The 26,642-nt window shown below is 62.1% G+C and carries 22 protein-coding genes and 9 tRNA genes; 7 read left to right on the forward strand and 24 right to left on the reverse strand.

Features of this window, described 5'->3' with window-relative positions:
* Positions 1-253: 253 nt before the first annotated feature.
* The 3 genes from lepB to EKH80_RS00350 all read left to right on the forward strand — a co-directional run bounded on the left by lepB (position 254) and on the right by EKH80_RS00350 (position 2,068).
* On the forward strand, positions 254-952 hold the full coding sequence (gene lepB, locus EKH80_RS00340; protein WP_126682747.1) for a signal peptidase I: 699 nt from the start codon (positions 254-256) through the stop codon (positions 950-952).
* A 73-nt stretch (positions 953-1,025) separates the two neighbouring features.
* Positions 1,026-1,115: transfer RNA gene (locus EKH80_RS00345), tRNA-Ser, on the forward strand.
* A gap of 251 nt (positions 1,116-1,366) precedes the next feature.
* Positions 1,367-2,068 carry a PP2C family protein-serine/threonine phosphatase gene (locus EKH80_RS00350; protein ID WP_126683182.1) on the forward strand — a complete coding sequence of 234 codons (702 nt, stop codon included), beginning with the start codon at positions 1,367-1,369 and terminating at the stop codon, positions 2,066-2,068.
* Here the strand turns inward: EKH80_RS00350 and dnaQ are convergent.
* Genes dnaQ through EKH80_RS00365 form a run of 3 tightly spaced genes read right to left on the reverse strand, consistent with a single transcriptional unit; the run spans position 2,040 to position 3,902 of the window.
* Positions 2,040-2,783, reverse strand: coding sequence for a DNA polymerase III subunit epsilon (gene dnaQ / locus EKH80_RS00355; protein WP_126682748.1), 744 nt, complete (start codon positions 2,781-2,783; stop codon positions 2,040-2,042). The two genes, EKH80_RS00350 and dnaQ, sit on opposite strands and share 29 nt — an antisense overlap.
* Complete coding sequence (gene rnhA, locus EKH80_RS00360) at positions 2,780-3,223, reverse strand: ribonuclease HI (RefSeq protein WP_126682749.1); 444 nt, start codon at positions 3,221-3,223, stop codon at positions 2,780-2,782. The genes dnaQ and rnhA overlap by 4 nt, the downstream gene beginning before the upstream one ends.
* A gap of 40 nt (positions 3,224-3,263) precedes the next feature.
* Entirely contained in the window at positions 3,264-3,902 is a 639-nt protein-coding gene (locus EKH80_RS00365) for a class I SAM-dependent methyltransferase (RefSeq protein WP_230473343.1), read from the reverse strand.
* A gap of 296 nt (positions 3,903-4,198) precedes the next feature.
* Here EKH80_RS00365 and gloB point away from each other — a divergent pair, with 296 nt between their 5' ends.
* On the forward strand, positions 4,199-4,963 hold the full coding sequence (gloB, locus tag EKH80_RS00370) for a hydroxyacylglutathione hydrolase (protein WP_126682751.1): 765 nt from the start codon (positions 4,199-4,201) through the stop codon (positions 4,961-4,963).
* 191 nt (positions 4,964-5,154) lie between these two features.
* The gene (locus EKH80_RS00375; RefSeq protein ID WP_230473344.1) at positions 5,155-6,192 is read left to right on the forward strand and encodes a LysM peptidoglycan-binding domain-containing protein; all 1,038 of its coding nucleotides are present in this window, start codon (positions 5,155-5,157) and stop codon (positions 6,190-6,192) included.
* A gap of 159 nt (positions 6,193-6,351) precedes the next feature.
* Here EKH80_RS00375 and EKH80_RS00380 read toward each other — a convergent pair whose 3' ends face one another.
* From EKH80_RS00380 to EKH80_RS00460, 17 genes are all read right to left on the reverse strand, one after another.
* Entirely contained in the window at positions 6,352-8,259 is a 1,908-nt protein-coding gene (locus EKH80_RS00380) for a SurA N-terminal domain-containing protein (RefSeq protein WP_126682752.1), read from the reverse strand.
* An 81-nt stretch (positions 8,260-8,340) separates the two neighbouring features.
* Positions 8,341-8,417, reverse strand: a tRNA-Asp gene (locus EKH80_RS00385).
* Between the two features lie 7 nt (positions 8,418-8,424).
* Positions 8,425-8,499 (reverse strand) — tRNA-Val (locus EKH80_RS00390).
* 17 nt (positions 8,500-8,516) lie between these two features.
* A complete protein-coding gene (locus EKH80_RS00395; RefSeq protein WP_126682753.1) occupies positions 8,517-8,789 on the reverse strand; it encodes an HU family DNA-binding protein in 273 nt (90 codons plus the stop codon).
* 328 nt (positions 8,790-9,117) lie between these two features.
* Positions 9,118-11,616, reverse strand: a complete 2,499-nt coding sequence (lon, locus tag EKH80_RS00400) for an endopeptidase La (protein ID WP_126682754.1) — start codon at positions 11,614-11,616, stop codon at positions 9,118-9,120.
* A 265-nt stretch (positions 11,617-11,881) separates the two neighbouring features.
* Positions 11,882-13,186, reverse strand: a complete 1,305-nt coding sequence (gene clpX / locus EKH80_RS00405) for an ATP-dependent Clp protease ATP-binding subunit ClpX (protein WP_126682755.1) — start codon at positions 13,184-13,186, stop codon at positions 11,882-11,884.
* 107 nt (positions 13,187-13,293) lie between these two features.
* Positions 13,294-13,923, reverse strand: coding sequence for an ATP-dependent Clp endopeptidase proteolytic subunit ClpP (gene clpP / locus EKH80_RS00410; RefSeq protein ID WP_126682756.1), 630 nt, complete (start codon positions 13,921-13,923; stop codon positions 13,294-13,296).
* A 232-nt stretch (positions 13,924-14,155) separates the two neighbouring features.
* Complete coding sequence (gene tig, locus EKH80_RS00415) at positions 14,156-15,448, reverse strand: trigger factor (RefSeq protein WP_126682757.1); 1,293 nt, start codon at positions 15,446-15,448, stop codon at positions 14,156-14,158.
* A gap of 85 nt (positions 15,449-15,533) precedes the next feature.
* Positions 15,534-15,619: transfer RNA gene (locus EKH80_RS00420), tRNA-Leu, on the reverse strand.
* A gap of 340 nt (positions 15,620-15,959) precedes the next feature.
* A tRNA-Lys gene (locus EKH80_RS00425) sits at positions 15,960-16,035 on the reverse strand.
* A 14-nt stretch (positions 16,036-16,049) separates the two neighbouring features.
* Positions 16,050-16,126, reverse strand: a tRNA-His gene (locus EKH80_RS00430).
* Positions 16,127-16,140: 14 nt separating this feature from the next.
* Positions 16,141-16,217, reverse strand: a tRNA-Arg gene (locus EKH80_RS00435).
* Positions 16,218-16,241: 24 nt separating this feature from the next.
* Positions 16,242-16,318, reverse strand: a tRNA-Pro gene (locus EKH80_RS00440).
* Positions 16,319-16,493: 175 nt separating this feature from the next.
* Positions 16,494-16,570: transfer RNA gene (locus EKH80_RS00445), tRNA-Arg, on the reverse strand.
* Between the two features lie 150 nt (positions 16,571-16,720).
* Complete coding sequence (locus EKH80_RS00450; protein ID WP_126682758.1) at positions 16,721-17,524, reverse strand: amidohydrolase; 804 nt, start codon at positions 17,522-17,524, stop codon at positions 16,721-16,723.
* Positions 17,512-18,657 carry a pyridoxal phosphate-dependent aminotransferase gene (locus EKH80_RS00455; protein WP_126682759.1) on the reverse strand — a complete coding sequence of 382 codons (1,146 nt, stop codon included), beginning with the start codon at positions 18,655-18,657 and terminating at the stop codon, positions 17,512-17,514. Before EKH80_RS00455 ends, EKH80_RS00450 begins: the two co-directional genes overlap by 13 nt.
* A gap of 279 nt (positions 18,658-18,936) precedes the next feature.
* The gene (locus tag EKH80_RS00460) at positions 18,937-19,926 is read right to left on the reverse strand and encodes a LysR substrate-binding domain-containing protein (protein WP_126682760.1); all 990 of its coding nucleotides are present in this window, start codon (positions 19,924-19,926) and stop codon (positions 18,937-18,939) included.
* A 117-nt stretch (positions 19,927-20,043) separates the two neighbouring features.
* Between EKH80_RS00460 and EKH80_RS00465 the strand changes: the two genes are divergently transcribed.
* Positions 20,044-20,625 (forward strand): FMN-dependent NADH-azoreductase, encoded by a 582-nt coding sequence (locus EKH80_RS00465; protein WP_126682761.1) that lies wholly within the window; start codon positions 20,044-20,046, stop codon positions 20,623-20,625.
* Between the two features lie 135 nt (positions 20,626-20,760).
* Here the strand turns inward: EKH80_RS00465 and zipA are convergent, their stop codons facing one another.
* The 4 genes from zipA to EKH80_RS00485 form a co-directional block, all read right to left on the reverse strand.
* Positions 20,761-21,762: a cell division protein ZipA gene (gene zipA, locus EKH80_RS00470; protein ID WP_425481128.1), complete on the reverse strand. Its 1,002-nt coding sequence runs from the start codon at positions 21,760-21,762 to the stop codon at positions 20,761-20,763.
* A gap of 30 nt (positions 21,763-21,792) precedes the next feature.
* Positions 21,793-25,302, reverse strand: coding sequence for a chromosome segregation protein SMC (gene smc / locus EKH80_RS00475; protein ID WP_126682763.1), 3,510 nt, complete (start codon positions 25,300-25,302; stop codon positions 21,793-21,795).
* 140 nt (positions 25,303-25,442) lie between these two features.
* A complete protein-coding gene (locus tag EKH80_RS00480; RefSeq protein ID WP_196240322.1) occupies positions 25,443-25,697 on the reverse strand; it encodes a BolA family protein in 255 nt (84 codons plus the stop codon).
* Positions 25,698-25,699: 2 nt separating this feature from the next.
* Positions 25,700-26,002, reverse strand: a complete 303-nt coding sequence (locus EKH80_RS00485; RefSeq protein WP_126682765.1) for a YciI family protein — start codon at positions 26,000-26,002, stop codon at positions 25,700-25,702.
* A 320-nt stretch (positions 26,003-26,322) separates the two neighbouring features.
* On the opposite strand from EKH80_RS00485, the gene EKH80_RS00490 reads away from it, so the two are divergent.
* Positions 26,323-26,640: a hypothetical protein gene (locus tag EKH80_RS00490; protein WP_126682766.1), complete on the forward strand. Its 318-nt coding sequence runs from the start codon at positions 26,323-26,325 to the stop codon at positions 26,638-26,640.
* Positions 26,641-26,642: the final 2 nt, after the last annotated feature.

Below are 26,642 nucleotides of genomic sequence, written 5' to 3' on the forward strand. Positions count from 1 at the left end.
GTTTCCGCGGGCCAGGGAAGGCCCGCCGCAAATCAGGCGCGCAAGCGCTTGATTTGGCGTAGCCGAGTCCGGGCGTGTACCGGACTTAAGCGCGTCTAAAAAAGTCCGTGACGGACTTTTTCAGATCATCCTTAAGACCGGCAACGGGGCGATGGCGACATCGCTCCGTTTGCTTGGTAGACCAGAAACTCTTATGGCGCCTGCGCTGTCCATCCTTGCGGGAAATCTTGTCCCGCCAATTCAAGGGTATGCCATGCGTCGGGTATTGACCTTCCTTTCCCGTAACAAGGGCTTCCTCGCCTTCATGCTCGGCATGCTGGTGTTTCGCAGTGCCCTCGCCGACTGGAACGTGGTACCTACCGGTTCGATGCAGCCCACCATCCAGATCGGCGACCGCATCCTGGTAGACAAGGTGGCCTATGACGTCCGCGTGCCGTTTACCCACCTTTCGTTGGTCCATTTGGCCGATCCCCAGCGCGGGGACATCGTCGTGCTGGACTCACACGCCGCCAACGAAAAGCTGGTAAAGCGCGTAATCGGCACCCCGGGCGACGAAGTGGCCATGCGCGACAACGTGCTTTACGTCAACGGCATTGCTGCCCGCTATTCGCCGGTTAGCGTGTCCGGCATCCATGACGACTTGCAGGACCCGGCGCGCTACGAGATGGAGCGCCTGGGCAACATGCAGCACCTGGTGCGGCTTTCACTCTACCGGCCTGGCGAAGCGCGCGACTTCGGCCCGGTGACCGTGCCTGCGGGCCAGTACCTGTTGCTGGGCGACAATCGCGACAACAGCCTGGATTCGCGTTATCTCGGGTTCTTCCCGCGCAACGAAATCGTCGGGCGTTCACGCTATGTCGCGATGTCGCTCGATCCTGACCATCACTACTTGCCCCGTAGGCAGCGGCTGGGCGCCCGTCTGGACAGCACGCCCGCCCCGAGCATCCGGTAAGCTCACGGCCAGTTGTCACAGCCACGCACAGCACGTATCATGTCTGGCTCGCGACCCATAGCGCACACTTTTCGGAGAGGTGGCAGAGTGGTCGAATGTACCTGACTCGAAATCAGGCGTACGTGTAAGCGTACCGTGGGTTCGAATCCCACCCTCTCCGCCACCTACAAAAAAACGCCCCATGCGGGCGTTTTTTTGTAGGTGGCCGAAAAAGCCGTCCGATGAGGCCTCGCCCGTTCGGCCGGGCTTTGCGTTGAGCGGCGAGCCGGACCAGATACGGACCGCCCTCCCTTTTCCGCCATCGGCCAACTCATCCGTCTGCTCGTGCGCGACCACGATGTGTACGCCATGGCAAAACTTTTGCACCGCCTCCCCACATCCGGCATGCTGCATGCATCCACCCAGCTGAAAACCATGATCGAATTCGGACACGGAACCCATGTCGGCTTGCGCCGCGCGCGCAACGAAGACACCTACTACGCCGATGCGGCGCTCGGCCTGTTTCTGGTCGCCGACGGCATGGGCGGGCATCAGCATGGCGAAGTGGCCTCGGCGATGGCGCGCGATGCGATTGTGGAATCGGTACGCCAGGGCAAGTCATTGGCCGAAGCCGTGCACGGTGCGGCGGCACGCTTGCTGGAATACGCGCAGCGTTATGACGACGCGCTGCCCATGGGCACCACCGTGGCGGCCATTCGTTTTTCCGAGCAGGACTACGAAGTGGCCTGGGTGGGCGACAGCCGCATCTATCAGTGGAAAGACGGCTTGCGGCAGATCAGCCACGATCATTCGCTGGTGCAGCGCCTGGTCGAAGCCGGGGCGATCGATGAAGCACAGGCCAGGCGTCATCCTCAGCGCAATATCCTCACCCAGGCTCTGGGCATCACCGCACTGGAGCTACTGCATATCAGTATGGCCAAAGGCCGGCTCGAGCCTGGTGTGGCTTTTCTGGTGTGCAGCGACGGACTCACCGAGGAAGTGAGCAACAGCCGCATCGAGGAGATCATCAGTCGGCGTGATCTGGCGGCGCAAGAATGCCTTGATCACCTGCTGCTGGCCGCGCTCGAAGGCGGCGGCAGCGATAACGTCACGGCGATATTGGTGCGGATTCATTAGCTTCCGCTTCTTGTTTGCGCCATACGGACTGACCGCCCGCACTCTTGTCCAGCGCATCCAGGCGCTTCAAATGCGCACCCACTTCTTCTTCGCTGGCGCGCAATACACGGGGCCTGCACGCGAGTACCACGGGAGCCGTTATGGCGTGTGCGCCATGGGCCTCCGTGCCTCCCTCAAAGCCCAGATCCAACACAACCTGGCCTGACGTCATCGCAAGATAGACGTCTGCCAGCAGTTGCGCGTCGATCAGGCCACCGTGCAGATCGCGCGCCGAATTGTCGACGCCCAGACGTTTGCATAACGCATCCAGGCTGTTGCGCTGCCCCGGATAGCGTTCCCGCGCCATCAGCAGCGTGTCCAGTACATTGCAGCGATCCGCAATGCGGCCGTAGTGCGCGCCCACGCGCGCAAGTTCGGCATCGATGAATCCCACGTCGAACGCCGCGTTGTGGATGATCAACTCGGCGCCGTCGATAAAGGACAGAAACTCCTCCACGATTTCGTGGAAGCGCGGCTTGTCGAGCAAAAATTCATCGGCGATGCCGGTGACTTCGCGCGCACCTTCGTCGATAGCACGCTCGGGATTGAGATAGGTCTGGTAGCGACTGCCAGTGATTCGGCGCTCCACCATCTCCACACAGGCGATTTCGATCAGGCGATGGCCCTGGCGCACTTCCAGGCCGGTGGTTTCCGTATCGAGAACGATCTGCCTCATGCCATTTTCCTGAACTGCTCAGCCTGCTGTCGCGCAGCCTCGTCCACGCGTTCGTTTTCAACATGCCCGCTATGGCCGCGCACCCACTGCCAGCGAATCTTGTGTGGCGCCGCAGCGCTTGCCAACCGCTGCCACAGATCCTGGTTCTTGACCGGCTTCTTGTCGGCAGTACGCCAGCCGTTGCTGATCCAGCGCGGCACCCATTCTTCGATGCCTTGCATCACGTAGCGGGAATCGGTCGTGAGCACTACCTGGCAAGGGCGCTTGAGCGCTTCGAGCGCTTCAATGGCGGCCATCAGTTCCATGCGATTGTTGGTGGTTTGCGCTTCGCCACCGCTCAGCAGGCGCTCGCCGCCTTTCGCTCTCAACAAGGCCGCCCATCCACCAGGGCCAGGATTGCCTAGGCATGCGCCATCGGTAAACGCTTCCACTTCCGCCACTCGTTTGGCTCCGTCGCTCAATCGTAATTTATAGGGTTGCTCAGCTCACTGAGCTGCGCCTGGCACCTGGCGCCAGGCCGGCTCGTACTGGGGCAGTCACCGGCTTGGGCCGCAGCCGGGTCGGTGCGCTGGCGGGGCCGCGCTTGCGCGCGACCAGCACGTAGCCACCTCCCAGCCAGCCGGGCACCCGGCCGGACGCCGCCGAAGAAAGCGGCAACGCTTGCCCCACCCGCTGCACCCGCTCCACCTGCACTTCCGCACGGCGCAAGCGCGCGGCGAGCTGAAAGGGTGACCTGGCCTGCGTGGTGCTACCACGGGTTCGCCACAGCCACCAGGGCGTCCATCCGCTCAATGGGCTGATCCCTGTAAGCACCAGCATTCCACCTGGCGCCAGCACCCGCACGACCTCGTCCAGCGACAGCGGCGACAGCTCCAGCGCATGGCGCAGCAGGATCAGGTCGAAGCTCTCACCCATGAACGGCAGTGGCTCGTCGGCGCTGGCGCATACGTCGCCCCGGAAACGGCCCTCGGCGAGGCGCAGCGTTACCCACTGACCCAGGTAAGGGGGATTCGGGGGCTTGTCGTCCGATGCGGCAGACAGCAGCAGCGCCCGGCTGCCGGCGCAACGACGCACATCGGGCATGTAGGCCATCGTCTCATCAGCCAGCAGACTACGCATGGGCGCACTTGCGTAAATATCGTGGGCGCGCTGGGGCATCTACCGGGGGCCTGTCGAAAGCATGTAGGACAGTTTAACGGCTGGCTTTACAAAGACGAACCAGTCGCACACTGCAGCACCGAACCTGCTCGATTAACACATATCTAACGATCCAGGAAGCCTCGGGCTATATAGTCGGCGATCTCGCGCAAGATCAGGACGCCTGCGCCAGTCGATACGAAGGATGCGCTGATCGTTTTGCATGGGCGATGTCCTGCCGATGCGGTCCGGGCAGCGCAACAGAGCGGAGAACGCCCTTGCACGTCGTACCGTTACCGGCTCTTGCCGACAACTACATCTGGCTGCTGCACGACGACAGCGGCCACGCCATTGTAGTCGACCCCGGCGAAGCCGGTCCGGTGGAAGATGCCTTGCACGCACGCAAGCTGAAGCTGCGCGCGATCCTGCTGACGCATCACCACAACGATCACATCGGTGGTGCCGGCGCTTTACGCAAAGCGCATGAGGTCCCCGTTTACGCGCCTGAAGATGATCGCATCAGCATAGCAACGCACCGCGTACGGGACGGCGATGCGCTTGCACTTACGCAACCGTTTGCGCGCTTTCAGGTCATGGCCGTGCCGGGACACACGATCAGCCACATCGTGTACGCGGGCACAGGCGTACTGCTGTGCGGCGATACGCTGTTCAGCCTGGGCTGCGGCCGCCTGTTCGAAGGCACGCCTGCGCAAATGTTTTCCTCCCTGCAGCGTATCGCCGCGTTGCCTGACAACTTGCTGGTTTGTTGCGGCCACGAATACACCGCAGCGAACGGACGCTTCGCGCAAACGGTGGAGCCCGACAATGCGGCACTCAAGCAGCGGCTCGACGAGGTGGCAAAGCTGCGCGCCCAGCAACAGCCCAGCGTGCCGGCGACTCTCTCCAGTGAACTTGCCTGCAATCCCTTCCTGCGCGTGAACAGCGAAAGCGTGATCGATTGGTGCCGCCGGCACGGCGCAGCCAATGAACCCGTCGCACGCTTCGCAGCCTTGCGCTCCGCCAAGGACGTGTTCCAGGCATGAGACACACACGACGACTTCTACCGGTTGCCTTGGCCTCCTTGCTGGCGGCGTGCGCCACGCCTCCGGCGAACAGGCCATCCTCACCAGTACCGACTACGCCCCCCCCTTCCTCCGGCCTGCCGCCGACCGCATCCTCGCCTGCGCCGCAAACATCGCGATCGGCTGCCACTCCCCAGGAATCCAGAGCAAACGTGTGGGACAAATTGCGCAGCAGCTTTGCGATGGCCGATTGCGATGCGGACCCGCAGATCATGGTATGGGCGCATCGTTACACGCAAAATCCGCAGCGCTTCGAGCAACAGATGAGCGATGCACTGCCACAGCTGATCTACGTGCAGCAGGCGGCCGAGAAACACGACGTGGCTGGTGAGTTCGTGCTGTTGCCATGGGTGGAAAGCCAATATCACCCCATCCCCGGCCATCGCAACTTGCCGGCGGGCATGTGGCAGCTGGTGCAAAGCACGGCGCACCACATGGGACTGCATATGGACCGCGGTTACGACGGTCGCCTGGACACCTCCGCCGCGACGGATGGCGTGATGGACTTGCTGCACGGCTATCACGACCAGTTGCATGACTGGCGCCTGGTCGACTACGCGTTCAATCGCGGCGAATTTGGTGTCCAGCGGCTCGTGCAGCAGCACGGACTGCCACCGGACGAACCGGCCATTCCCAAGTGGCCGGTACCGAAGGTGACACGCGAACATCTGACCAAGCTGCTGGCGATCTCCTGCGTGGTGCGGGACCCCTCGCGTTTCAACGTGGAGCTACCAACCCTTCCGGCTGATCAGCATCTTGAAACCGTGCGCATCGACCACGGCATGGCGTTGTCGCTCGCAGCCAATCAAGCCGGCATGGAAACCGGCGCGCTCAAGCGCTTGAATCCCGCGCTGCAAACCAATTTCCTGAACACGGACGCGCAGCCTCACCTGTTGATGCCGCATCGCAATGCCGAGCTGCTGCGCAACGCGATGCAAATCGCCAACGACCAGGGCATGGTGGCCAGCACCTCCGACAATACGCCCTTGCCGGCGGCCTATACCGATCAGGCCTACAGCACGCCAACCGACGCCCCTCGCATCAGAACGCATGTGGTGAAGTCCGGCGAAAGCCTGTGGCAGATCGCTCACCACTATTCGGTCAGCATGAGCACGCTCGAACGCCTGAATCACTTGCACGGCAAGGCGCTGAAGCCCGGCCAGGTGCTCAAGCTTGACCCGCCCGGGTAGGCCAGGGCTGCAAACCCAGCATTGCCATGCGTGCAACCCATGCAATGCTGGGATTGGCAGCTCAGCCTGCGCGGCTGATGCCAGCCGGCTCCAACCTATCAACCCATGAAAAAGGCGGCTGAAAGAGCCGCCTTTTTACCTCAGCCACAGGCGAGGCAATTACATGCGGTCTTTGGCGATTTCGACCTTGGCCTTCGTCTTGAGCATATCGACGAAACCCTGGGTTTCCGCGCCACCGTAAGCCTGCACCATCTGGCGATACAGCTGCTGGTGCTCCTCGGCAGGGAACTTGGAAAGATCGCCCGGCTCGACCTTGTCGACGGCCAGCACTGCGTATGAGCCATGATCCAGCTCAACACTCGCGTACTGCGACTTGCCGTCGGAACCAGGATGCGGCGTCTTGAAGGCCTGTGCCAGCACAGGCTGTGGCACGCCCTGCTGTACACGCTGCACTTGGTTGGAAGTTTGCAAATCGGCGTGCTCGGCCTTGGCGAGCGCAACGACGTCCTCACCCTTGCTCAGGCGCTGTACCAGCACGTCCGCCTTCTGGTGTGCAGCCTCGGCAATGCGCTGGTCGAGAATCTTCTGCACGATCGTGTCGCGAACTTCCGTAACCGGCTTGACCGATGCCGGAACGTGCTTGTCCACGCGCACCACCACCGAGTCAGTTTTGCCGAGGTTGACCAAGGTGGAATTGTTGCCGGACGCGAGCACGTCGTTAGAGAACGCGGCAGCGATCAGCTTGGGATTGGCCGCGATGCCCTGCGCGCCGGCGCGGCTGAACAGCTGCGTCTGCTTGACCTCCAAATGCAAAGCCTGGGCAGCCGGCTCCAGCGAACCGGGGTTTTGCGAAGTCAGGTCGGTCATCTTGCCCGCGGTCTCGTTGTACACGCGGTCGCGCTCACCCGACGTAGCCTCTTTCAAAAGCTCGTCACGCACCTGCTCGAACGGCTTGGTCTGGCCGCTGCGAACGTCGCGCAGATAGATGATGTGGTAGCCCTCGTCGGAAAGAACCGGCTTGGAGATCTGGTCCTTCTGTAGCGCAAACATGGCCGCGTCGAACGCCGCGTTGGTCACGCCCTTTTGCAGCCAGCCCAGGTCGCCGCCCTGCAACTTCGAACCCAGGTCGTCCGAATCCTGCTGCGCCAGCTTGGTGAAGTTGGCCGGCGTGGCTTCGGAAGCGATCTTTTCAGCCTTCTCCAGCGCTGCCTTCTGCTGGGCAGGCGTCGCGTTCTTCGGCACGTTGATCAGGATGTGCGAGACCTCGCGCTCTTCCGGCATGCCGAAGCGCGAAATCTCCGCCTGGTAACGCTTCTTCAGATCTTCATCGGTAGGCTGCGTGTCGGCTTTCAAAGCCGCGCCGTTCACTTCGATGTATTTCAGCGACACCTGCTCCGGATTCATGAAATCCGCCTGGTGCGCCTGGTAGTACGCCTGCACTTGTGCATCCGTAACCTGGCTGTCCTGAGGCGTCGGACGTGGTAGCACGAAATAACGGATGTCGCGACGCTGCTGGGCGACGTCCAGGTAGCGATCAACATCGGCGGGCGTGATGATGGTGCTGCTGCCGACGGCATCCCTCAGCAGGCTGCCCTCCAGCGAAGAGCGTATGTTGTCCTGGTACATCTCTGGCGTCATACCAGCGCCGGCCAATTGCGCGCGATACATATCGGCGTTGAACTTGCCATCGACCTGGAATGCCGGCGACGAGGCGATAGTGTCACGCAACGCCTGATCCGACACGCGCATACCGAGGTCGTCATTAGCCTGCATGATCAATTGCTGGCCGATCAGCTCGTCCAGAATCTGCTGCTTGAATTCGGGTTTATCGAACACCGTCGGATCGAACAGGTCGCCCAGTTGCGCGCGCTGTTGCTGACGAAGGCGGTTGATCGCGTCCTGAAATTGCTGCTGACTGACTTCGCGCTTGCCGACCTTGGCCACGAAGGTATCAACGTGCGAGTTGAAATACCCTTCGATACCGAAGAACGACATGGCGAAGACGGCCACACCCAGCACAATGATGGCCGGCCATCCTTGCATCTTGTCGCGTAGTGACTGCAGCATGGGTTCTTCCCGCGATGATGGTTGCGCGTCGCCGCGCGTGATTAAACGACAAGGGCGCCACCGGGGCGCCCTTGCAAACCGTGGCGGAGCGGACGGGACTCGAACCCGCGACCTCCGGCGTGACAGGCCAGCATTCTAACCGACTGAACTACCGCTCCACGTTACTGGTGGGTGCTGTAGGGATCGAACCTACGACCCTCGCCTTGTAAGGGCGACGCTCTACCGCTGAGCTAAGCACCCGCACCCTAGCGGGCCGCTTAGTTTAGGGCGTCCTTGAGGGTCTTGCCAACCTTGAAGGCCGCAACCTTGGAAGCGGCGATCTTGATCTCCTCGTTCGTACGCGGATTGCGGCCGGTACGGGCAGCGCGGCTGCGTACGGTGAAGGTACCAAAGCCGACGACCGCGACGTCATCGCCGCTCTGCAGTGCCTTTTGCACGGTCTCGAAGAATGCTTCGAGCGCACGCTGCGCATCGGCCTTGGTCAGTTCGGCCTTTTCGGCGACGGCGTTGATCAGTTCGGTTTTATTCATTGAGTTACTCCCTTAAACAGGTATTCGGCCCACGGAAAGGTTGGGACCGGACTAAAGCGGGAAAAGAGTCGATTCGTGCCGGGAGCTGCCACGCAGCCCCGCATCGCTGTGCATCGGATGAGACGTCAGGATGAGGTGAGACTTTATACCAGCGCCCCCAAAGGTCCGCAATACAAGTGCTACCAACGCATTGCGGTGGTTCAGCAGCCGCGATTACGCACGCGCAAACGCTATGCAAACGTCATCCAGCTGTGCTAAGTCACGATGTGAAACGGGCGGCACGTGGCACGTGCCGCCCATCGCAGAACAGCTTTGGAACCCATCGAGCTCAGTGCGGCCGCGCAGGTGTCTCCGCAGTGTCCTCGTGCGGCACGGCTTCGGCGGTGGCCGCCGCACTCGCCTCGGCCGGCTCCTTGGCCGGCAGCGGACGCAACGGATGCTCCAGGGCAATATCGAGCACTTCGTCGATCCAGCGCACCGGATGAATATCCAGCGACCCGGTGATGTTCTCCGGGATATCCGCCAGATCCTTGCGGTTCTCGTCCGGAATGATCACGGTGGTAATGCCGCCGCGATGCGCCGCAAGCAATTTTTCCTTCAGGCCACCGATCGGCAGCACTCGACCGCGCAGCGTGATTTCACCGGTCATCGCCACTTCGGAGCGCACCGGCACCTTGGTCAGCGCCGACACCAGGGCCGTGCACATGGCGATGCCCGCACTCGGCCCATCCTTTGGCGTTGCGCCTTCCGGCACATGGATGTGCAGATCGAATTTCTCATGGAAATCCGGATCGATGCCCAGCCGATTGGCACGCGCGCGCACCACCGACAACGCCGCTTGGATCGACTCCTTCATCACGTCGCCGAGCTGGCCGGTATTTATCTGGCGTCCCTTGCCCGGCACGATCGATGCTTCGATGCTGAGCAGGTCGCCGCCGACCTGCGTCCATGCAAGACCCGTCACCAGGCCGATTTCGTTCTGCAGTTCCTTGCGGCCGAAATCAAAGCGACGCACCCCGAGATACTTCTCCAGATTGTCGGAATTCACCTTGACCTTGCCGGGTGCCGCCTTGGCCGATTTCTTCGCCTTGGCCGGCTCCGCTCCTTCCTTGAGCTCACCCAAGGTAAGCTGCTTGACCACCTTGCGGCAGATCTTGGAGATCTCGCGCTCGAGATTGCGCACGCCCGATTCGCGCGTGTAGTAACGCACGATGTCGCGCAAAGCCTCTTCAGCCACCGCCACTTCCTCGGGTTTCAGGCCATTGGCCTTGATCTGCTTGGGCAGCAAATACTTCTGCGCGATCGCCAGTTTTTCATCCTCGGTGTAACCCGGAATGCGGATGACTTCCATGCGGTCCAGCAAGGGGCCCGGGATGTTCAGCGAATTGGCGGTGGCAATCCACATCACTTCCGAAAGATCCAGATCGACTTCCAGGTAGTGATCGTTGAAAGTGTGGTTTTGCTCCGGATCAAGCACTTCCAGCAACGCCGACGACGGATCGCCACGGAAATCCATCGACATCTTGTCGATTTCGTCGAGCACGAACAGCGGATTCTTGCTACCGACCTTGTTCATGTTCTGCACGATGCGGCCCGGCATCGAACCGATGTAGGTGCGGCGATGACCGCGGATTTCCGCTTCGTCGCGCACTCCGCCAAGGCTCATGCGGACGAACTTGCGGTTGGTCGCCTTGGCGATCGACTGGCCGAGCGACGTCTTGCCCACGCCAGGCGGGCCGACGAGGCACAGGATCGGGCCTTTCATGCTGCTCACGCGCTGCTGCACCGCGAGGTATTCGAGAATGCGGTCCTTCACCTTCTCCAGGCCGAAGTGATCGGCATCCAGCACCTGCTGCGCCAACGCGAGATCCTTGCGAACCTTGCTGCGCTTCTTCCACGGCACGCCGATCAACCAGTCCAGATAGTTGCGCACCACGGTGGCCTCGGCCGACATCGGCGACATCTGCCGCAGCTTGCCGAATTCCTGCCGGGCCTTGGCCAGCACCGGCTTGGGCATGCCGGCGTCTTCGATTTTCTTCTGCAGCTCCTCGATTTCGTTCGGGCCTTCCTCGCTTTCGCCCAGCTCCTTCTGGATCGCCTTCATCTGCTCGTTGAGGTAGTACTCGCGCTGGCTCTTTTCCATCTGCGACTTCACGCGGCCGCGGATGCGCTTTTCCACCTGCTGCAGATCGATTTCGCCATCGACAAGGCCGATCAGCAATTCAAGGCGCTGGGCCACATCGGCCGTTTCCAGCACTTTCTGCTTGTCCGCCATGCGCACGGAAAGGTGCGCGGCGATCGAGTCCGCCAGGCGCGAAGGGTCGTCGATGCCCGAGAGCGTCGCCAGCACTTCCGGCGGCAGCTTGCGGCTCTGCTTCACCAACTGCTCGAACAATGACACCAGCGTGCGCGAGACCACATCCAGTTCGCGATCCTTGATGCTGTATACGGGTTCGATGACATGCGAACGCGCGACCAGCATGCCGCTTTCGTCTTCAAACTGATCAATGGACACGCGCGCCTGGCCCTCGACCAGCACCTTCACGGTGCCGTCGGGTAGCTTCAACAATTGCAGCACGCCGGCAAGCGTGCCGATCTGATGAAGGTCCTTGATCGCCGGGTCGTCGATGTCCGGGCTCTTCTGCGCTACCAGCAGGATTTGGCGCTCGCCCTCCATGGCGCGCTCCAGCGCGCGCATGGATTTGTCGCGACCCACGAACAGCGGAATCACCATGTGCGGGTATACGACCACGTCACGCAGCGGAAGCACCGGCAGTACGTCCAGGGCGGCGCCAGTAGCGGTGGGGATTGCGGCACTTTTTGCCATCGCAGGAGATCTCTCGCGAAAAATAGGGTGAAAACCTTGGAGCGGCCATCCAGGCCATCCTTACGGCATCAGCCAGTCCGGTACTCCCGAACTCCTCCGGCGCATCCAGCGCCGCCAAGGCTGACGACCCCGACACTGCGCCGAGGCCATTGACTCGTCAAGTGGAGGCGCCTTGATCCGCGCACAAGTGCCGACGCCCTAACAGAAAAAACACAGCCCCGGCGGAGGCCGCCGAGGCTGTCGTTCATACACCGTATGGCTGTGATTAGGCGGCCGCGTCGCCGCTCTTTTCACTGCCGATGCGGGCCTGCTGCTGCAGGTTTCCACGATAGATCAGATACGGCTCTGCCTGCCCTTCGATGACAGCATCGTCGACCACTACTTTGCTGACGTGCTCAAGCGACGGCAGTTCGTACATGGTGTCCAGCAAGACCTGCTCGAGAATGGTACGCAGGCCGCGAGCACCCGTCTTGCGCTTGAGCGCTTTGCGCGCAATCGCCTGCAAGGCTTCCGGACGGAACTCCAGCTCCACGCCTTCCATCTCGAACAACTTGCGGAACTGCTTGGTGACCGCGTTGCGAGGCTCGGTGAGGATCTTCACCAGCGCGGCTTCGTCAAGCTCATCCAGGGTCGCCACGACCGGAAGTCGGCCTACGAACTCCGGAATCAGGCCGAAGCGCACCAGATCCGACGGTTCCACTTCAGCCAGCACCTTGCCGAGATTTTCGGTACGTTCTTTGGAACGAACTTCGGCGGAGAAGCCGATGCCGGTGGTTTCGGAGCGCTGCTGGATGACCTTTTCCAGCCCCGCAAAAGCACCGCCGCAGATGAACAGGATGTTCTTCGTATCAACCTGCAGGAATTCCTGCTGCGGGTGTTTGCGCCCGCCTTGCGGTGGCACCGAGGCCAGCGTGCCTTCGATCAGCTTCAGCAGCGCCTGCTGCACGCCTTCGCCAGAGACGTCGCGCGTGATCGACGGGTTCTCGCTCTTGCGCGAAATCTTGTCGATCTCGTCGATGTAGACGATGCCCGACTGCGCCTTCTCCACGTCGTAGTCGCACTTCTGCAACAGCTTTTGGATAATGTTTTCCACGTCCTCGCCCACGTAGCCGGCTTCGGTCAGCGTGGTGGCGTCGGCGATGGTGAACGGCACGTTGAGCAAGCGTGCCAGCGTTTCGGCCAGCAGCGTCTTGCCCGAACCGGTCGGGCCGATAAGCAGGATATTGGACTTGCCGAGCTCGACATCGTCGCTGCGCTGGCGCGATTCCATCCGCTTGTAGTGGTTGTAGACCGCGACGGCCAATGCCTTCTTGGCACGCGTCTGCCCGACCACATACTGGTCGAGGGTCTCCATGATCTCCTTGGGCTTAGGCAGCTGGCTGCGCCCGGAGGCGGCCTTCTCTTCCAGCTCCTCGCGGATGATGTCGTTGCACAGTTCCACGCATTCGTCGCAGATGAACACGGATGGACCCGCGATCAGCTTGCGCACCTCGTGCTGACTCTTGCCGCAGAAGGAGCAGTAAAGAATCTTGCCGCTGTCGTTGGAACGGCCCTGCCGCTCGTCAGTCATTCGTTTGATCCTGCTAGAAAATCCCGGTACGGGTCGAGAATAGCACAGGGTTCCGAGTCCGCACCCGGACCCGAAACCTTGGGTTATGTGATGGAATTGGCTTCAAATCAGGCCGACTTGACCGTTTCGACCGCACGGCGGTCCAGGACGGCGTCGATAAGACCGTATTCCTTGGCCTGCTCGGCGCTCATGAAACGATCACGCTCCATATCACGTTCGATCCTATCCAGCGCCTGACCGGTGTGCTGGACGTAAATATCGTTCAGCCGGCGGCGCAAATACAGGATTTCCTGGGCCTGGATCTCGATATCGGTGGCCTGGCCGCGCGCGCCGCCCGAGGGCTGGTGAATCATCACGCGCGAATTGGGCAGCGAATAGCGCTTGCCTTTGGCGCCGGCCATCAGCAGCAGCGACGCGGCGCTGCAGGCCTGTCCGACGCACATCGTGCTCACGTCGGGCTTGACGAATTGCATGGTGTCGTAGATCGCCAGGCCGGCGGTGACGGCGCCGCCTGGGCTGTTGATGTACAGATGGATGTCCTTGTCGGGATTTTCCGATTCAAGGAACAGCATCTGCGCCACCAGCAGATTGGCCACCTGGTCATTGACTTCGCCGACCAGGAAGATCACCCGTTCCTTCAGCAGGCGCGAGTAGATGTCATACGAACGTTCGCCACGAGCGGTCTGCTCGACGACGATCGGCACCAGGTTGAGGTTCTGGATCGGGTCCATGGCCATGTGTGCGGCTCTCCGGGTATGGGGACTGAAATCGATTCGTAGGCTCAAACCAGACTAGCAGGTTGGTTATTCCGCCCACCAGCGAAACGGAGCGAAAACCAGCCACGAATCCCGCACCCGGGTGGGTGCCCGATTCGTGCCGCCACGTTCATTGGTGGACCGAACCTGATGCGCGGAAAGTGCCAAACCCTCTCCGCGCCCTGGCTTGCTGGCCGGACCTGAACGAATCGTCTCAGGCGCCGACCGGGCGCATCACCTCATCGAAGCTCAGGTTCTGCACGGTGGTCTTGGCGTGATCGGCCACCCACTCGGCTACCTGATCCTCCATGACGCGGTTCTGCAGCCCCGACATCAGCTGGGGGTCGCCGTTGTAGAGTTCAATGACCTTTTCCGGCTCCTCGTAGGTCGAGGCAATGGCGGCGAGCTGCTCGGCCAGAAGCGTACGGTCCAGCTTGAGCTCGTTCTTGCGGGCGAGCTCACCCATCAGCAGACCGGCGATAACGCGCAAGCGCGCGGCCGGAGCGGCGGCGTCGATCAGCTGTTGCGGGGGCTGCTGGCCGCGCGGCACGCTGGCTGCCGCCAGGTTCCGTGCCTCGCCCTGCACCATCAGGTTGGGCACCTCCAGGTCGCTGTGCGCCTGGGCCAGTTTCTCCGCCACCTGGGACTTCAGGCGGCCCATCAGGGCGGCCTTCAGTTCACGCTCCAGATTGGCGCGCACTTCTTTGCGGAAATGGTTCATGTCGCCATCGTCGATGCCGAACAGCTGGATGAACTCGGCATCCACTTCCGGCAGCTTCGGTTCCTGCACCTTCACAACCTTGAAGTTCACCTTGGCGGACTTGCCAGCGAGCTCCTGGTTGCGGAAGTCGACCGGGAACTCGATGTCGCTTTCGAACGCCTCACCCGCCTTGCGGCCGGTAAGCGCACCGTCCAGCGCCTTGAACAAGGTGCCGGAGCCCAACACGCTACCGGCGCGCTCCTGGCCTTCGGCCGGGAAGCGGTAGTCGCCGGCCACGGCGTCGTATTCGAACATCACGAAATCGCCTTCCGCCGACGCGCGCTCGACTTCATTGAAGCTGCGGCGCTGCTGGCGCAGGGTTTCGATCATCTTCTCGATGTCGGGGTCGGTGACTTCGGCCACCGGGCGGCTGATTTCCAGCGCGGCAACATCGATTGCGGGGAATTCGGGCATCACTTCGAAGGTGGCCGTATAGGCGATTTCGCCATTTTCCGGCTGGCCGGTGGTATCGATGGAAGGGTTGGCGACGGGGCGCAGATTTTCCTTCTCGAAGGCTTCACGCAACGTGCTGCCGATCAGGTCCGACAGCACCTCGCCGCGCACCTGAGCACCGAAGCGCTGCTGGATCACGTTGGCTGGCACCTTGCCCGGGCGAAAGCCCTTCAGGCGCACCGTGCGGCTCATCTCCGCAATGCGCGCGCTGACTTGCGACTCAAATCGCTCCGCGGGAAATTTCACCGTGAGCTTGCGCTCGAGCTTGCCGACGTTTTCAACCGAAAACTGCATGACGTCTCCTGGAATGTCCTGTTATGGCCCCGTAGCGGCGCCGAGGCGGCGTTACCCGCCCGCAATTCAGGCTCAAGGTATCCGATGGTGCGAAAGAAGGGACTCGAACCCTTACGGGGGTTACCCGCTGGAACCTAAATCCAGTGCGTCTACCAATTCCGCCACTTTCGCATCGTTCGCCGGATTGCAAGCTGCGGATACTCAATGCCCTTCTTGGGTCGAAAAAGACCGTCGAATGCCTGCCCTGCCGCGACCTGGGGCGATGGCTTGCCTTGCGCCAAAGAGGGGCATTTTACGGTTCGGCGACGGCCAAGCACAAGCGCGGGGCAGCTACATTCCGGCCAAGAGTGGACCGTCCGAGTTCTTCAAGCATTTCGCCGGATGACGCGGACATACGACGCATTGCGCGTTGTGCCTCATGGAATGAGCATCAACGCGTGCGCGAAGCAAGCGTGGGCCAAAACACGAGCAAAGAAAAAAGCACCCGGGACACCCCGGGTGCTTTTTTAGCTGGTGGGCCGTGTAGGATTTGAACCTACGACCAATTGATTAAGAGTCAACTGCTCTACCAGCTGAGCTAACGGCCCAGAACTGCTTAAATTGGGGTGGACGATGGGACTCGAACCCACGACAACCGGAATCACAATCCGGTACTCTAACCAACTGAGCTACGCCCACCATAACCACGAAGCTGGCGCGCCCGACAGGAATCGAACCTGCAACCGTCGGCTTAGAAGGCCGATGCTCTATCCGGTTGAGCTACAGGCGCTTTGACTAAAAGCAGAACACCTGCTGGTCGGGGCAGAGGGATTCGAACCCACGACATCCAGCTCCCAAAGCTGGCGCTCTACCAGGCTGAGCTATACCCCGATCCTTTTCGAAACCTAAGTCGGCTTTCGCAAACTTGAGCTTGGAAATGCTACGGGTGACACTCGGGCCCGTCAATCCGTATCGAACACGCCGGACTTCTTCGTCCGGTTTCATCACAAACGATGTTCTGCCTGCAATGCAGACACGAAGCCAATGACACCGTGCCTGGTAAATATGGCGCGCCCGGAGAGATTCGAACTCCCGACCACCAAGTTCGTAGCCTGGTACTCTATCCAACTGAGCTACGGGCGCGTGGTTTAACACCTTTTACCCTGGCGACCTGCCGAAACCGGAAGCCGCCGAAGCAAGAAGCGGAATTATTCAGGTACAGGGCTCGGCCGTCAATACTCTTTGTGAAATTTTTTTGAAACGCCGAGCATTCTCTGCCGTAGCAACCACCCCTCACACGCCATTGAGCGTGAACTCGTCGGCATCCATCCAGGCTGGAAAGCGCTCGCGATGCTGCAGCAAGGCCGCAGGATCCATCGCGACGGTCACGACCTGCTCCTGCGGGCCTAGTTCGACCAGCGGCTCGCCCACCGGATCGATCACTGCACTGTCTCCCGCGTAAGGCAAATCGTTGCCGTCCACGCCCACGCGATTGACGCCGATCACGTAAGCGAGGTTTTCAATCGCGCGCGCCCGCAGCAGCGTGCGCCAAGGCTGCCTTCGCGGCGCCGGCCAATTGGCGACGAACAGCGCCAGGTCGTAGTCCATGCCAGCTGTCGCCGATGCCAGGCGGCGATTGCGCAGCCACACCGGAAAACGCAGGTCGTAGCAGACCTGCGGCAGGATGCGCCAGCCGTTCAGCTCGACGATGAGACGCCGGGAGCCGCCGCCATAGCGCGTGTGCTCGCCAGCCATGCGGAACAAGTGGCGCTTGTCGTACTGCTCGTAGCTGCCATCCGGACGCGCCCAAATCAGGCGGTTATAGACCTTGTCGCCCTCACGGATGGCAAGGCTGCCGGTCACGACGGCTTTCACCTCGCCCGCCAGCGCGCGCATCCAGGCCACGCCCTCCCCTGCCATGCCTTCCGCACTGACTCGCGTGTCATTGCTGAAGCCGGAAAGAAAAGTTTCCGGCAGCACGACGAGATCGCTTTGCCCTGCTACGCGTCGCACCAGTTCGCCGTAGTACTCACGATTGGCCGGCGCATCGTGCCAGCGCGTAGCGCCCTGCACGAGCGAAACGTTCAGAGTTTGCATAGACGCTCCGCACCGGCCTGCATCGTAGCGTCGCTTTTGGCGAAACAAAGTCGCAGCAGGTGCGTACCCGGCGCTTTTTCATAGAACGGAGTCAACGGGATGGCTGCCACGCCACCTTCCTTTACCAGCCATTCGCAGAATGCGACGTCGCCCTCGTTGCGAATGGCCGAATAGTCGACCAACTGGAAATAGCCGCCAGGCACGTCCAGCAATTTCAGCCGCGACGGCGCCAGCAGCTGGCGGAAGCGGTCGCGCTTGGCCTGATAGAACGCCGGCAATTCCAGGTAATGCTCGGGCGTGCTGGCCAGGAATTGGGCAAACGCCACCTGTGCCGGATGAAAGGTGCAGAACGTGAGGTATTGGTGCACCTTGCGGAATTCCGCGGAAAGCTTCGCCGGCGCCACCGCGTACCCCACTTTCCAGCCGGTGCAGTGGTAGGTCTTGCCAAAGCTGGACACCACGATGCTGCGCGCAGCCAGTTCCGGATGACGCAGCACGCTCTGATGTTCGGCGCCGTCGTAGACGATGTGTTCGTACACTTCGTCGGACAGCACGACGATCGGCGTATCGCGCACGATGGCCGCCAGCTCGTCGAGATCCTGCGCCGACAGCACCGCACCGGAAGGATTGTGCGGGCTGTTGATCAGTATCATGCGCGTGCGGGGGGTGATTGCGTCGCGCACGCGCTGCCAGTCGATCGAAAAGCTCGGTACGGCAAGCGGGATATGCACTGCACGAGCGCCTTGCAACTCAATTGCAGGCTCATAGGAGTCATACGCCGGATCGAATACGATCACTTCCTCGCCAGCGCGCACGACCGCGGCGATGGCGGCGAACAGTGCCTCGGTAGCGCCGGACGTTACCGTGACATCGCTATCCGGACTGACTTCATGCCCGTACAGCCGCCCGGTCTTCAGCGCAATCTGTTCGCGCAGCGCGGCCGTGCCAATGCCCGGTGCATATTGGTTGAGGCCATCGGCCATGGCCCGACTCAATGCGTCGCGCAGCGCCTCAGGCGGCTCAAAATCGGGAAACCCCTGGCCGAGATTTACCGCCTTGTGCTGCAAGGCTAGATGACTCATCACGCTGAAAATGGTGGTGCCGACTTTCGGAAGCTTGGTTTCGATGGTCATGGGCAAGGGTATGGATGGCTAAACGCGAAGACTAGCATGGCTTTAAGGATGCCCTGATCCATTCCACGAACCGCACTGCATGCATGGCAGGCGGAGTGTAGGCTGGGATGGCAATCCCAGCATCGGGATGTCGCATGCAAAGCTGGGATTATCATCCCAGCCTACACTCCGCCCGACGCGCACCCGCTGCCGCCCCAAAGCGTGCGGCTCCAACATTCTAAATTTTAATTGCAGGGTGACGTCCAGGAGGCCGGGTGCGCGCAATAGATCAGGGCTTCCTTAAGGGGATGCTTGTTTCGATGCATTCAGGTCGTTGAGCGGCCGGGTCTTGCACCTCTCGTGACTCAGGCGCGTCGCCTCCGGCAGACGCTCCGCAAAAAAATCCACCAGGGCTCGCACACCAGGCAACATGCCGCGACGGCTTGGATAAACGAAATGCATCACGCCCTCCGGCGCGCTCCAATCCGGGAGCAAGGCCTCGACATCCCCGCGGAGGATGGCCGGGGCACAAACGAATTCGGGCAAAAGCGCCACGCCTATGCCGGCACGCGCCGCTTCCAGCAACATCGCGAAATCACCGGTGATGAGGCGCGCCTGGACTTCCACACTCACCCGCTCGCCCTTGATGTCGCTCAGCTCCCATATTTGCGGGCCTTCATGTTCATGCATGGATACGACCGGCAGGCGTGCCAGATCGCTGGGATGCGAAGGGCGGCCATAGGTCTTGAGCAAGGAAGGGCTCGCGATCGGCAACACACGCGACTGGCCGAAGCTGCGCAGGATCATGTTGGCATCGGTATCGAGCCGGTTCCGCACTCGAATGGCCAGATCGTAGCCTTCGTTGATGAGATCCACGCGGCGGTCGTTCGAGAGCACCCGCACCTGCAGTTTCGGGTACATCGCCATGAATTCCGGCAGCAGATGGGCAAGCACCGTCTGCGTGAGCGACACCGGACAGCTCAACCTGACTACGCCACGCGGCTCGGCCCGTAGTTCGTCCACGGCGTCCTGCGCGGCCCGCGCCTCTTCTAGCACCGCGCGGCAGTGGCCGTAGAAGCGCTCGCCCACCTCAGTGACCACGAAGCGCCGCGTGGTCCGCTGCAACAGCCGCACGCCCAGACGCTCCTCCAACTGCGCGATGCGCTTGCTTAAGCGGGACTTGGGCACCCCCAAGGCACGCCCTGCGGCCGAAAAGCCCCCCTGATCGACCACGGAGGCGAAGAAGTACAGGTCGTTCAGGTCCTGCATGGCGCCTGGCAGTGCATTCATCGTCGTTTCCCTTGAGGAACGATAAGTTCCGAAAGCCCTATCTTATCGGTAGTTTGTTCCGGATCTATCTTTAATTCCAACGTCGGCCCGCCCGACATTGGATGTGGAGATACCACCATGAAACTTTTGCATCTTGACGCCAGCTCACTGGGCTCGCACTCCGTCTCGCGCGAACTGAGCGCGGCGGTCGTCGATCAACTCGCCCGCGAATACCCCTCGCTGCAGATCACTTACCGCGACCTGAGTGCGCATCCCCTGCCGCACTGGACGCCGGTGATGGATGCCCAAAGCAGCGCAGCCCAGCTCGGGCAGGCGGTGATGGATGAGTTCCTGGAGGCCGACATCCTGGTGATCGGTGCCCCCATGTACAACTTCGGCATTCCCAGCCAGCTGAAGGCCTGGATCGACCGGATCGTGGTGGCTGGCAAGACGTTTCGCTATACCGAGGCAGGCCCGGAAGGACTGGCGGGCGGCAAGCGCGTGATCATCGCTTCCAGCCGTGGCGGCGTGTATAGCACCGGCCCGGCCGCCGGCCTGGATTTCCAGGAAAACTATCTGCGCGCCGTACTCGGCTTCATCGGCATCGACGATCTCCAGTTCATCCGCGCCGAAGGCGTGAACCTGAGCGCCGAACACAAGGTGAAGGCCATCGCCACGGCTCGCCACTCCATCGGCTCCCTGGCCAGCAAAGCCGCCTGATAGAGCGGCTCCCCCGCCATCCCCTCCCTGGTGAGCGCCCTGAACCGGGCGCTCTTTTTTTGCCTTCCGCGCTAAACAAAATCCATCCGCGCCGACCAGCCATCGAGCGATCTTTTCTGCCTGCGTGGTGCCGGCTCAACGGCCAAACCGGATTTCACCACCGTCATGCTCGCGATCCCACCCGCGCAGTTCATCGCGAATGTGCGCAATGCGCTGGCGCCCCAAGGCGTTGCGCTCTTCATCCAGCACCTGGCCATCGAGCAATTCGGCTAGGCGTTGCGCGGTGGGCAACATCGCATCCCACGCGTCCAGTGCCGTGACAGGCCCCGGTAGCGTCATGAAGAAGCTCAGGCCTGGCGTACGCAAGGTATCGAGCCGGGTCAGATCGAAACTGCCGGGCTTGAGCATATTGGCCACGCTGAAGATCGGCCCCGCTTCGCGCCGGCCATCCACCAGGCGGTGGTAGATGCCCATGTCGCCGTATTCCAGACCGGCCTTTTCTGCGGCGACGATCAAATCCGCGCCGTTGAAGGCGTGACCTTCGCGCGCCATCACGAACAGGCTGACGATGCGTTCCACCGGCATTTGCGTAGGACGCCTGCCTAAATCCGAACGCGGCGGAACACGCGGAGCTGCCGCCGACACGGATGCCGATGCAGGCGCCTGTACTGGCGTGGGCGAGGGTGTGGCGATCGGCGCCTGCTCAACTGGCGTTGCCGCGCGCACCATTTCCGGCTGCGACGGCGAACGCAACATTTCCACGATGGCAGCGGACTGCCCGGTCGGATTGGGGTTGTGCGCGGCCTCATGCCGTTGATCGGCCAGTGTGGCACCCAGCTTCTCCAGCTCGGCGCGCAGGTTTACATCCAGCTCGCCCTGGTGCGGCTCGGCTTCCCTGAACAAGGGATCCATGTGATCCGGCGAACCGCCAACGGACGCCTCGCCCTCTTCAGCCGGCTCGCCCAGGGTAGGTTCGCGCCGCTCGGTGCCCGGCTCGGCCACGAGACGCCGCTTGCCCTGCTCCCGCTTCGGTTCGCCGAACAGCCATACCAGCAGCAGCACGATGACACCGGCGATCGCCAGCGGAATGCCGACCCAGGGGTTCCACGCAATAGCCAATTCGGATCCAAGCATGATGAACATCCTTAACTTTAAGCGGCCTCAACCTCAGGCAGCACCGACCAGTTTGCTGGCCTCGGCAAGATCGACCTGCACGAGTCGGGAAACGCCCGGTTCGCGCATGGTAACGCCACACAGCTGGCTGGCCGCTTCCATGGTGGCCTTGTTGTGCGAGACGAAGATGAACTGCACCTTTTCGCTCATCTCGCGCACCATGTTGGAGAAGCGGCCGACGTTCGCTTCGTCAAGCGGGGCGTCCACTTCGTCCAACAGACAGAAGGGTGCAGGATTGAGTGCAAAGATCGCGAACACCAGCGATACCGCAGTCAGCGCCTTCTCCCCACCGGACAGCAGCATGATGTTGGACACCCGCTTGCCGGGCGGGCGCGCCATGATGGAAACGCCGGTGCTGAGCAGGTCGTCGCCGGTCAGTTCGAGATAAGCGTGGCCGCCGCCGAACAAGCGGGGAAACAGCTCCTGCACACCTGCATTCACTCGATCGAAGGTCTCCTTGAAGCGCTGGCGCGTTTCGCGGTCGATCTTCTTGATCGCGTTTTCCAGCGTTTCCATCGCGCTGGTGAGATCGGTGAGCTGGTTGTCCAGATAGGTCTTGCGCTCGCTCTGTTCGGCGTGCTCCTGGATCGCCGCCAAGTTCACCGGCTCCAGGCGTGCAATCTTCTGCGCAAGGTCGGCGAGCTGCTGGCGCCACTGTGTCGCATCGACGTCCTGGGCCAGTTCGGCGAGCAATGTTTCCAGATCGAGGCCCGAGGCAGTGATCGCGTCGGCCAGCTGTTCGGCGCGCATCTGCAAGGCCTGCGCAGCAAGCTTCTTTTCCGACAGGCTTTCGCGCAAACCGGACAGCTCCTGCTCCAGGTTGTAGCGCTGCTGCTCCAGCTTGCGCAAGGCGATGTCACAATCCTCCAGCGCTCGGCGCGCTTCCACCAACTGCTTGTCGACCAGCAAGCGCTGGTCGAGGTAGGTTTGGCGCTCGGCCTCCAGCTCGGCAATGGGATCGGAACCGGCGGCCAATTGTTCGGTAATTTCGCCGCGGCGTGCTTCGATCTGGCGGATCTGGCTGTCCATGCGCCCCAGTGCCTGCTCCAGCGAGGCGAGCGAGGAGCGTTTCGATTCCATGCTGAGGGCTAGCGCGTGCGCCTGGTCGGCGGCTTCCCGCGCATTCATGCGTGCTTCTTCGCGCGCTTCCAGCAAGGCCCGCCGTTCATTCTCGAGTTCGCGGCGCTGGTCTTCCAGATCGCCCATGTTGTTGACGGACTCGTCCAGGCGTGCGCGCGCTTCGCGCGTCTGCGCCTGCAACTCCTCCATCTGATCGAGCAGCGCCGACAGTTCGCCGGCAACCTTTTCCGCCCGCGCCCGCGCGGTTTCCACCTTGCCGCGGTGGCTTTGCAACTGGCCGGCCAATTCCGACTGGCGACGGTGCGCGTTGTAGAGCTCGCGCTGGGCATCATCCCGGGCGCGTTCGGCTTCGAACTTGCTGGTGCGCAAAGCATCGAGGCGCGCGCCGGCTTCCTCGATGCGCGCCTCCAGCGATTCGACTTGTTCGGTGAGCATGCGGATCTCCCGCTCGCGCGCCAACACGCCCAGTTGGTTGCCTTGCGCGCGGCGCACACTGGCCCAGCCCGGCCCCAGCCATTCGCCCGTGCGCGTAATCACCGACTGATAGGGCGCCAACGCGGCAAGGCCGGAAACTCGCTGATGCGCTTCCTCGATGCTCTCGGCGACGAGCACATGGCCCAGGATGGTCATGGCCGCAGCCGGACCACGCACGTGCGCGGCCAGAGTGCCGGCAGTGGCTGCGCCGCCTTCGGCCGCATCGAGCAATGCAACGTCGGCATTGCTCAGTGCATGGAATTCCTTGGCCAGATCATGCGCACCGTCGACCAGCACGCTGTCGATAAAGCCGGCAAACACGGTTTCCACCGCCGTTTCCCAGCCAGCCTCCACCTGCAGCACTTCGCCGAGGCGACGCTTCTTGTCCAGGCCAAACTGCGCCAGCCAGGTGCTGGCGGCGCTTTCTTCCTGCCCGAGTGCGGCGTGCTGCAGAGCTTCCAACGAAGCCAGGCGGCCGCGCGCGGTCTGCAATTGCTGACGCGCATCGTTGAGCGCGCCCTGCACCTGGCGCTCTTCGTCGAGTACCTTCTCGTACGCCAGCTTGTGCTGGTCAAGCATGCCACCGAGCGATTCGACGCGTTCGCGTTGCGTATCGTGTTCCGAGTGCAATTGCTCGGACGCGGCATCCAGCGCAACGACGTCGGTAGCCTTCTGCTCGGCTTCCAGCACGTCCTTGCGCTTGGACAGGTCCACCGCCTGGCGGTCGAGATAGGCTAGCTTGGTGCGCTCCACTTCGGCGGCGCGACTGGCTTCGCCGGCAGTGCGCGTGTAGGCGTCCCAGCGCTGTTGCCAGTCCGCCAGCTTGGTTTCGGTCTGGCGCAGCGTCTCGGAAGTGTCGTCCTGCATTTGCTGCAAGGCTTCCAGCTTGGGCTCACCTTCCGCCAGCGCCATGCGCAAAGTCTCCACCTGTCCGCGATCCGTCGCGATATGCGCAGCCAGTTCGGCATGCTCGCGTTCGGCATCTTGCTGCGCGCGCTGCAGGCGTTCGGCGGTTTCCTTGTTGTACTTGACCTGCTGCTCGACTCGGGCGATTTCCGAGCCGACCTTGTAGACCTCCGCTTGCACGGCGTTCAAATGCTCGCTGGATTCGACGTGGCGCTCGCGTACGCTTTCGATCTGCGACTCGATCTGGCGCTGTTCGGCCAGCCGCTTCTCGATTTCGATTTCCGCGGCGGAAAGCCCCTGCCCCTCGCCGTCGCGCTGACTCTTGAGGCCACGATATTCCAGTGCGCGCAACTCGGCTTCCTTGCGCGTCTGCTCTTCCTTGTAGGCTTTCCAGCGCTCGGCCGCACGCGCTTGGCGGTTCAGGTGCTCAAGCTGCTTGTCCACCTCGTCCCGCACATCGCGCACGCGGTCGAGGTTCTCGCGCGTGGCCTTGATGCGGCTCTCGGTTTCCTTGCGTCGCTCCTTGTACTTGGAGATGCCGGCGGCTTCTTCCAGATGCGTGCGCAGTTCCTCCGGATGCGCCTCGATGATCTGGCTGATCATGCCCTGCTCGATGATCGAGTAGCTGCGCGGCCCCAGGCCCGTGCCGAGGAACAAATCGGTGATGTCGCGGCGGCGGCAACGCGCGCCGTTGAGAAAGTATGCCGACTGCCCGTCACGCGTCACCTGGCGCTTCACCGAGATCTCGGCGTATTGGCCATACTCGCCCTGAATGGTGCCGTCGGAATTGTCGAAGATCAGCTCGACGCTCGCCTGCCCCACCGGCTTGCGCGCATTGGAACCGGAGAAGATCACATCGGTCAGCGAGTCGCCACGCAGGCGGCTGGCCGCGCTTTCGCCCATCACCCAGCGGATGGCGTCAATGATGTTGGACTTGCCGCAGCCATTGGGGCCCACCACACCGGTCATATTGGTAGGCAGGTGCAAGGTGGTCGGGTCGACGAAGGACTTGAACCCGGCGAGTTTGATCGTGGTTAGGCGCATGCAGATTCAAAAGCTCGAAAGGTGATGGCCCGCTGGCGCGGGCGATGGGTCACTGTGCCAAACGCAGGACAGCGCCGCAATGCGTGACGGACCGGCAGGCGGCCCGCAGTGCAACGGTAGACGCCTGATCAATGGCTCGATCAATCGGGCGATTTGGCGTCGATCGACAGCGCGTGAATGCCGTGATCCATCAACTCGCCCAGCGCCGCGTAGACCAGCCGGTGCCGCTTGATCGGCAACTGCCCAGCGAAAGCCGCGCTCACGATACGCACGTGGAAGTGCCCTTTGCCCTCGTTGGCGTGGCCTGCGTGCTTGTAGCCCTCGTCCACCACGTCCAACTCGACCGGCTGCAGCGCCGTGGTCAGACGCTGGCGGATTTCCTCGACCATTGCCAGCGTCATGCCGGCAGCACCTTGCGGAACGGCTTGACGCTTACGCTGGCGTACACGCCGGCGCCGACATAGGGATCGGCCTCGGCCCATTGCTCCGCCTCGGCCAGCGAAGCGAATTCGGCCACGATCAGGCTGCCGCTGAAGCCGGCCGGGCCGGGCTGCTCGGCATCGATGGCGGGAAATGGCCCCGCCAGCAGGAGGCGCCCTTCTGCCTGTAGCTGCTCCAGGCGCGCCAGATGGGCCGGACGCACGGCCAAGCGGCGTTCCAGCGATCCAGGATGGTCCGTGCCGATGATGGCATACCACATAGCGTCGTGCTCCTTTAAGTCAATCCGCGATTTTAGCCGACTGGGACCTGCACGCAGGGCAGGACCTTCAATTGGCCTGCACCGGTTCCAAATGGCCGGAGCCGGCTACCACCCGCCTTGGGCGTGATATCTGTCAGGAACGACGCCTGACGCCCGCCGCTGCCGGTCCCGACTGGCGGCGGCGCATGCTTTCCTGGCCCCTGAAAGGGCCTGTCCCACCCCTAGGCCATCAGTCATGGCAAGCCATGCTTGATCGATATCCGAATAGTGTTATAGTTCACTACAACACCGGTCCACGAGAGCACCAAAGGAGAGCAGTCATGAAAGCGCCGAATCCGATCGCCATCACTGCCGCGGTTCTGTTCACCACGGTCGGCCTGATCGCAGTCAGTCCCAATACCCCAAGCATCCCCGCCTCGAACGGCGGCGCGAAAGTCTTCACCCTGCCCGGCGTCGAGGTGCACCCCACCGCCGAGGACAGGCGTGCCGCCTCGATGCTGAGCGAAGCCAGCCTGACGATCGCCAACTCGCCCATCGCCAGCAGCGCCGAAAGCTCGGCCAGCCTGCTCGGTGCGCAGCTGGCCATGCCCTACTATTCGTTTGGCTCCACCAAGTTCACCGGCATCAGCAAGGAATAAAT

The sequence above is a fragment of the Dyella choica genome, from assembly GCF_003977665.1.
GTDB classification, from domain to species: domain Bacteria; phylum Pseudomonadota; class Gammaproteobacteria; order Xanthomonadales; family Rhodanobacteraceae; genus Dyella_B; species Dyella_B choica.

Coding starts and splice junctions, on each gene's coding strand:
- lepB (WP_126682747.1), top strand. CDS start 254: ATGCGTCGGGTATTGACCTTCCTTTCCCGTAACAAGGGCTTCCTCGCC.
- EKH80_RS00350 (WP_126683182.1), top strand. CDS start 1,367: ATGATCGAATTCGGACACGGAACCCATGTCGGCTTGCGCCGCGCGCGC.
- dnaQ (WP_126682748.1), bottom strand. CDS start 2,783: ATGAGGCAGATCGTTCTCGATACGGAAACCACCGGCCTGGAAGTGCGC.
- EKH80_RS00365 (WP_230473343.1), bottom strand. CDS start 3,902: ATGCGTAGTCTGCTGGCTGATGAGACGATGGCCTACATGCCCGATGTG.
- EKH80_RS00380 (WP_126682752.1), bottom strand. CDS start 8,259: ATGCTGCAGTCACTACGCGACAAGATGCAAGGATGGCCGGCCATCATT.
- EKH80_RS00395 (WP_126682753.1), bottom strand. CDS start 8,789: ATGAATAAAACCGAACTGATCAACGCCGTCGCCGAAAAGGCCGAACTG.
- lon (WP_126682754.1), bottom strand. CDS start 11,616: ATGGCAAAAAGTGCCGCAATCCCCACCGCTACTGGCGCCGCCCTGGAC.
- clpX (WP_126682755.1), bottom strand. CDS start 13,186: ATGACTGACGAGCGGCAGGGCCGTTCCAACGACAGCGGCAAGATTCTT.
- clpP (WP_126682756.1), bottom strand. CDS start 13,923: ATGGCCATGGACCCGATCCAGAACCTCAACCTGGTGCCGATCGTCGTC.
- tig (WP_126682757.1), bottom strand. CDS start 15,448: ATGCAGTTTTCGGTTGAAAACGTCGGCAAGCTCGAGCGCAAGCTCACG.
- EKH80_RS00450 (WP_126682758.1), bottom strand. CDS start 17,524: ATGCAAACTCTGAACGTTTCGCTCGTGCAGGGCGCTACGCGCTGGCAC.
- EKH80_RS00455 (WP_126682759.1), bottom strand. CDS start 18,657: ATGACCATCGAAACCAAGCTTCCGAAAGTCGGCACCACCATTTTCAGC.
- EKH80_RS00460 (WP_126682760.1), bottom strand. CDS start 19,926: ATGAATGCACTGCCAGGCGCCATGCAGGACCTGAACGACCTGTACTTC.
- EKH80_RS00465 (WP_126682761.1), top strand. CDS start 20,044: ATGAAACTTTTGCATCTTGACGCCAGCTCACTGGGCTCGCACTCCGTC.
- smc (WP_126682763.1), bottom strand. CDS start 25,302: ATGCGCCTAACCACGATCAAACTCGCCGGGTTCAAGTCCTTCGTCGAC.
- EKH80_RS00485 (WP_126682765.1), bottom strand. CDS start 26,002: ATGTGGTATGCCATCATCGGCACGGACCATCCTGGATCGCTGGAACGC.
- EKH80_RS00490 (WP_126682766.1), top strand. CDS start 26,323: ATGAAAGCGCCGAATCCGATCGCCATCACTGCCGCGGTTCTGTTCACC.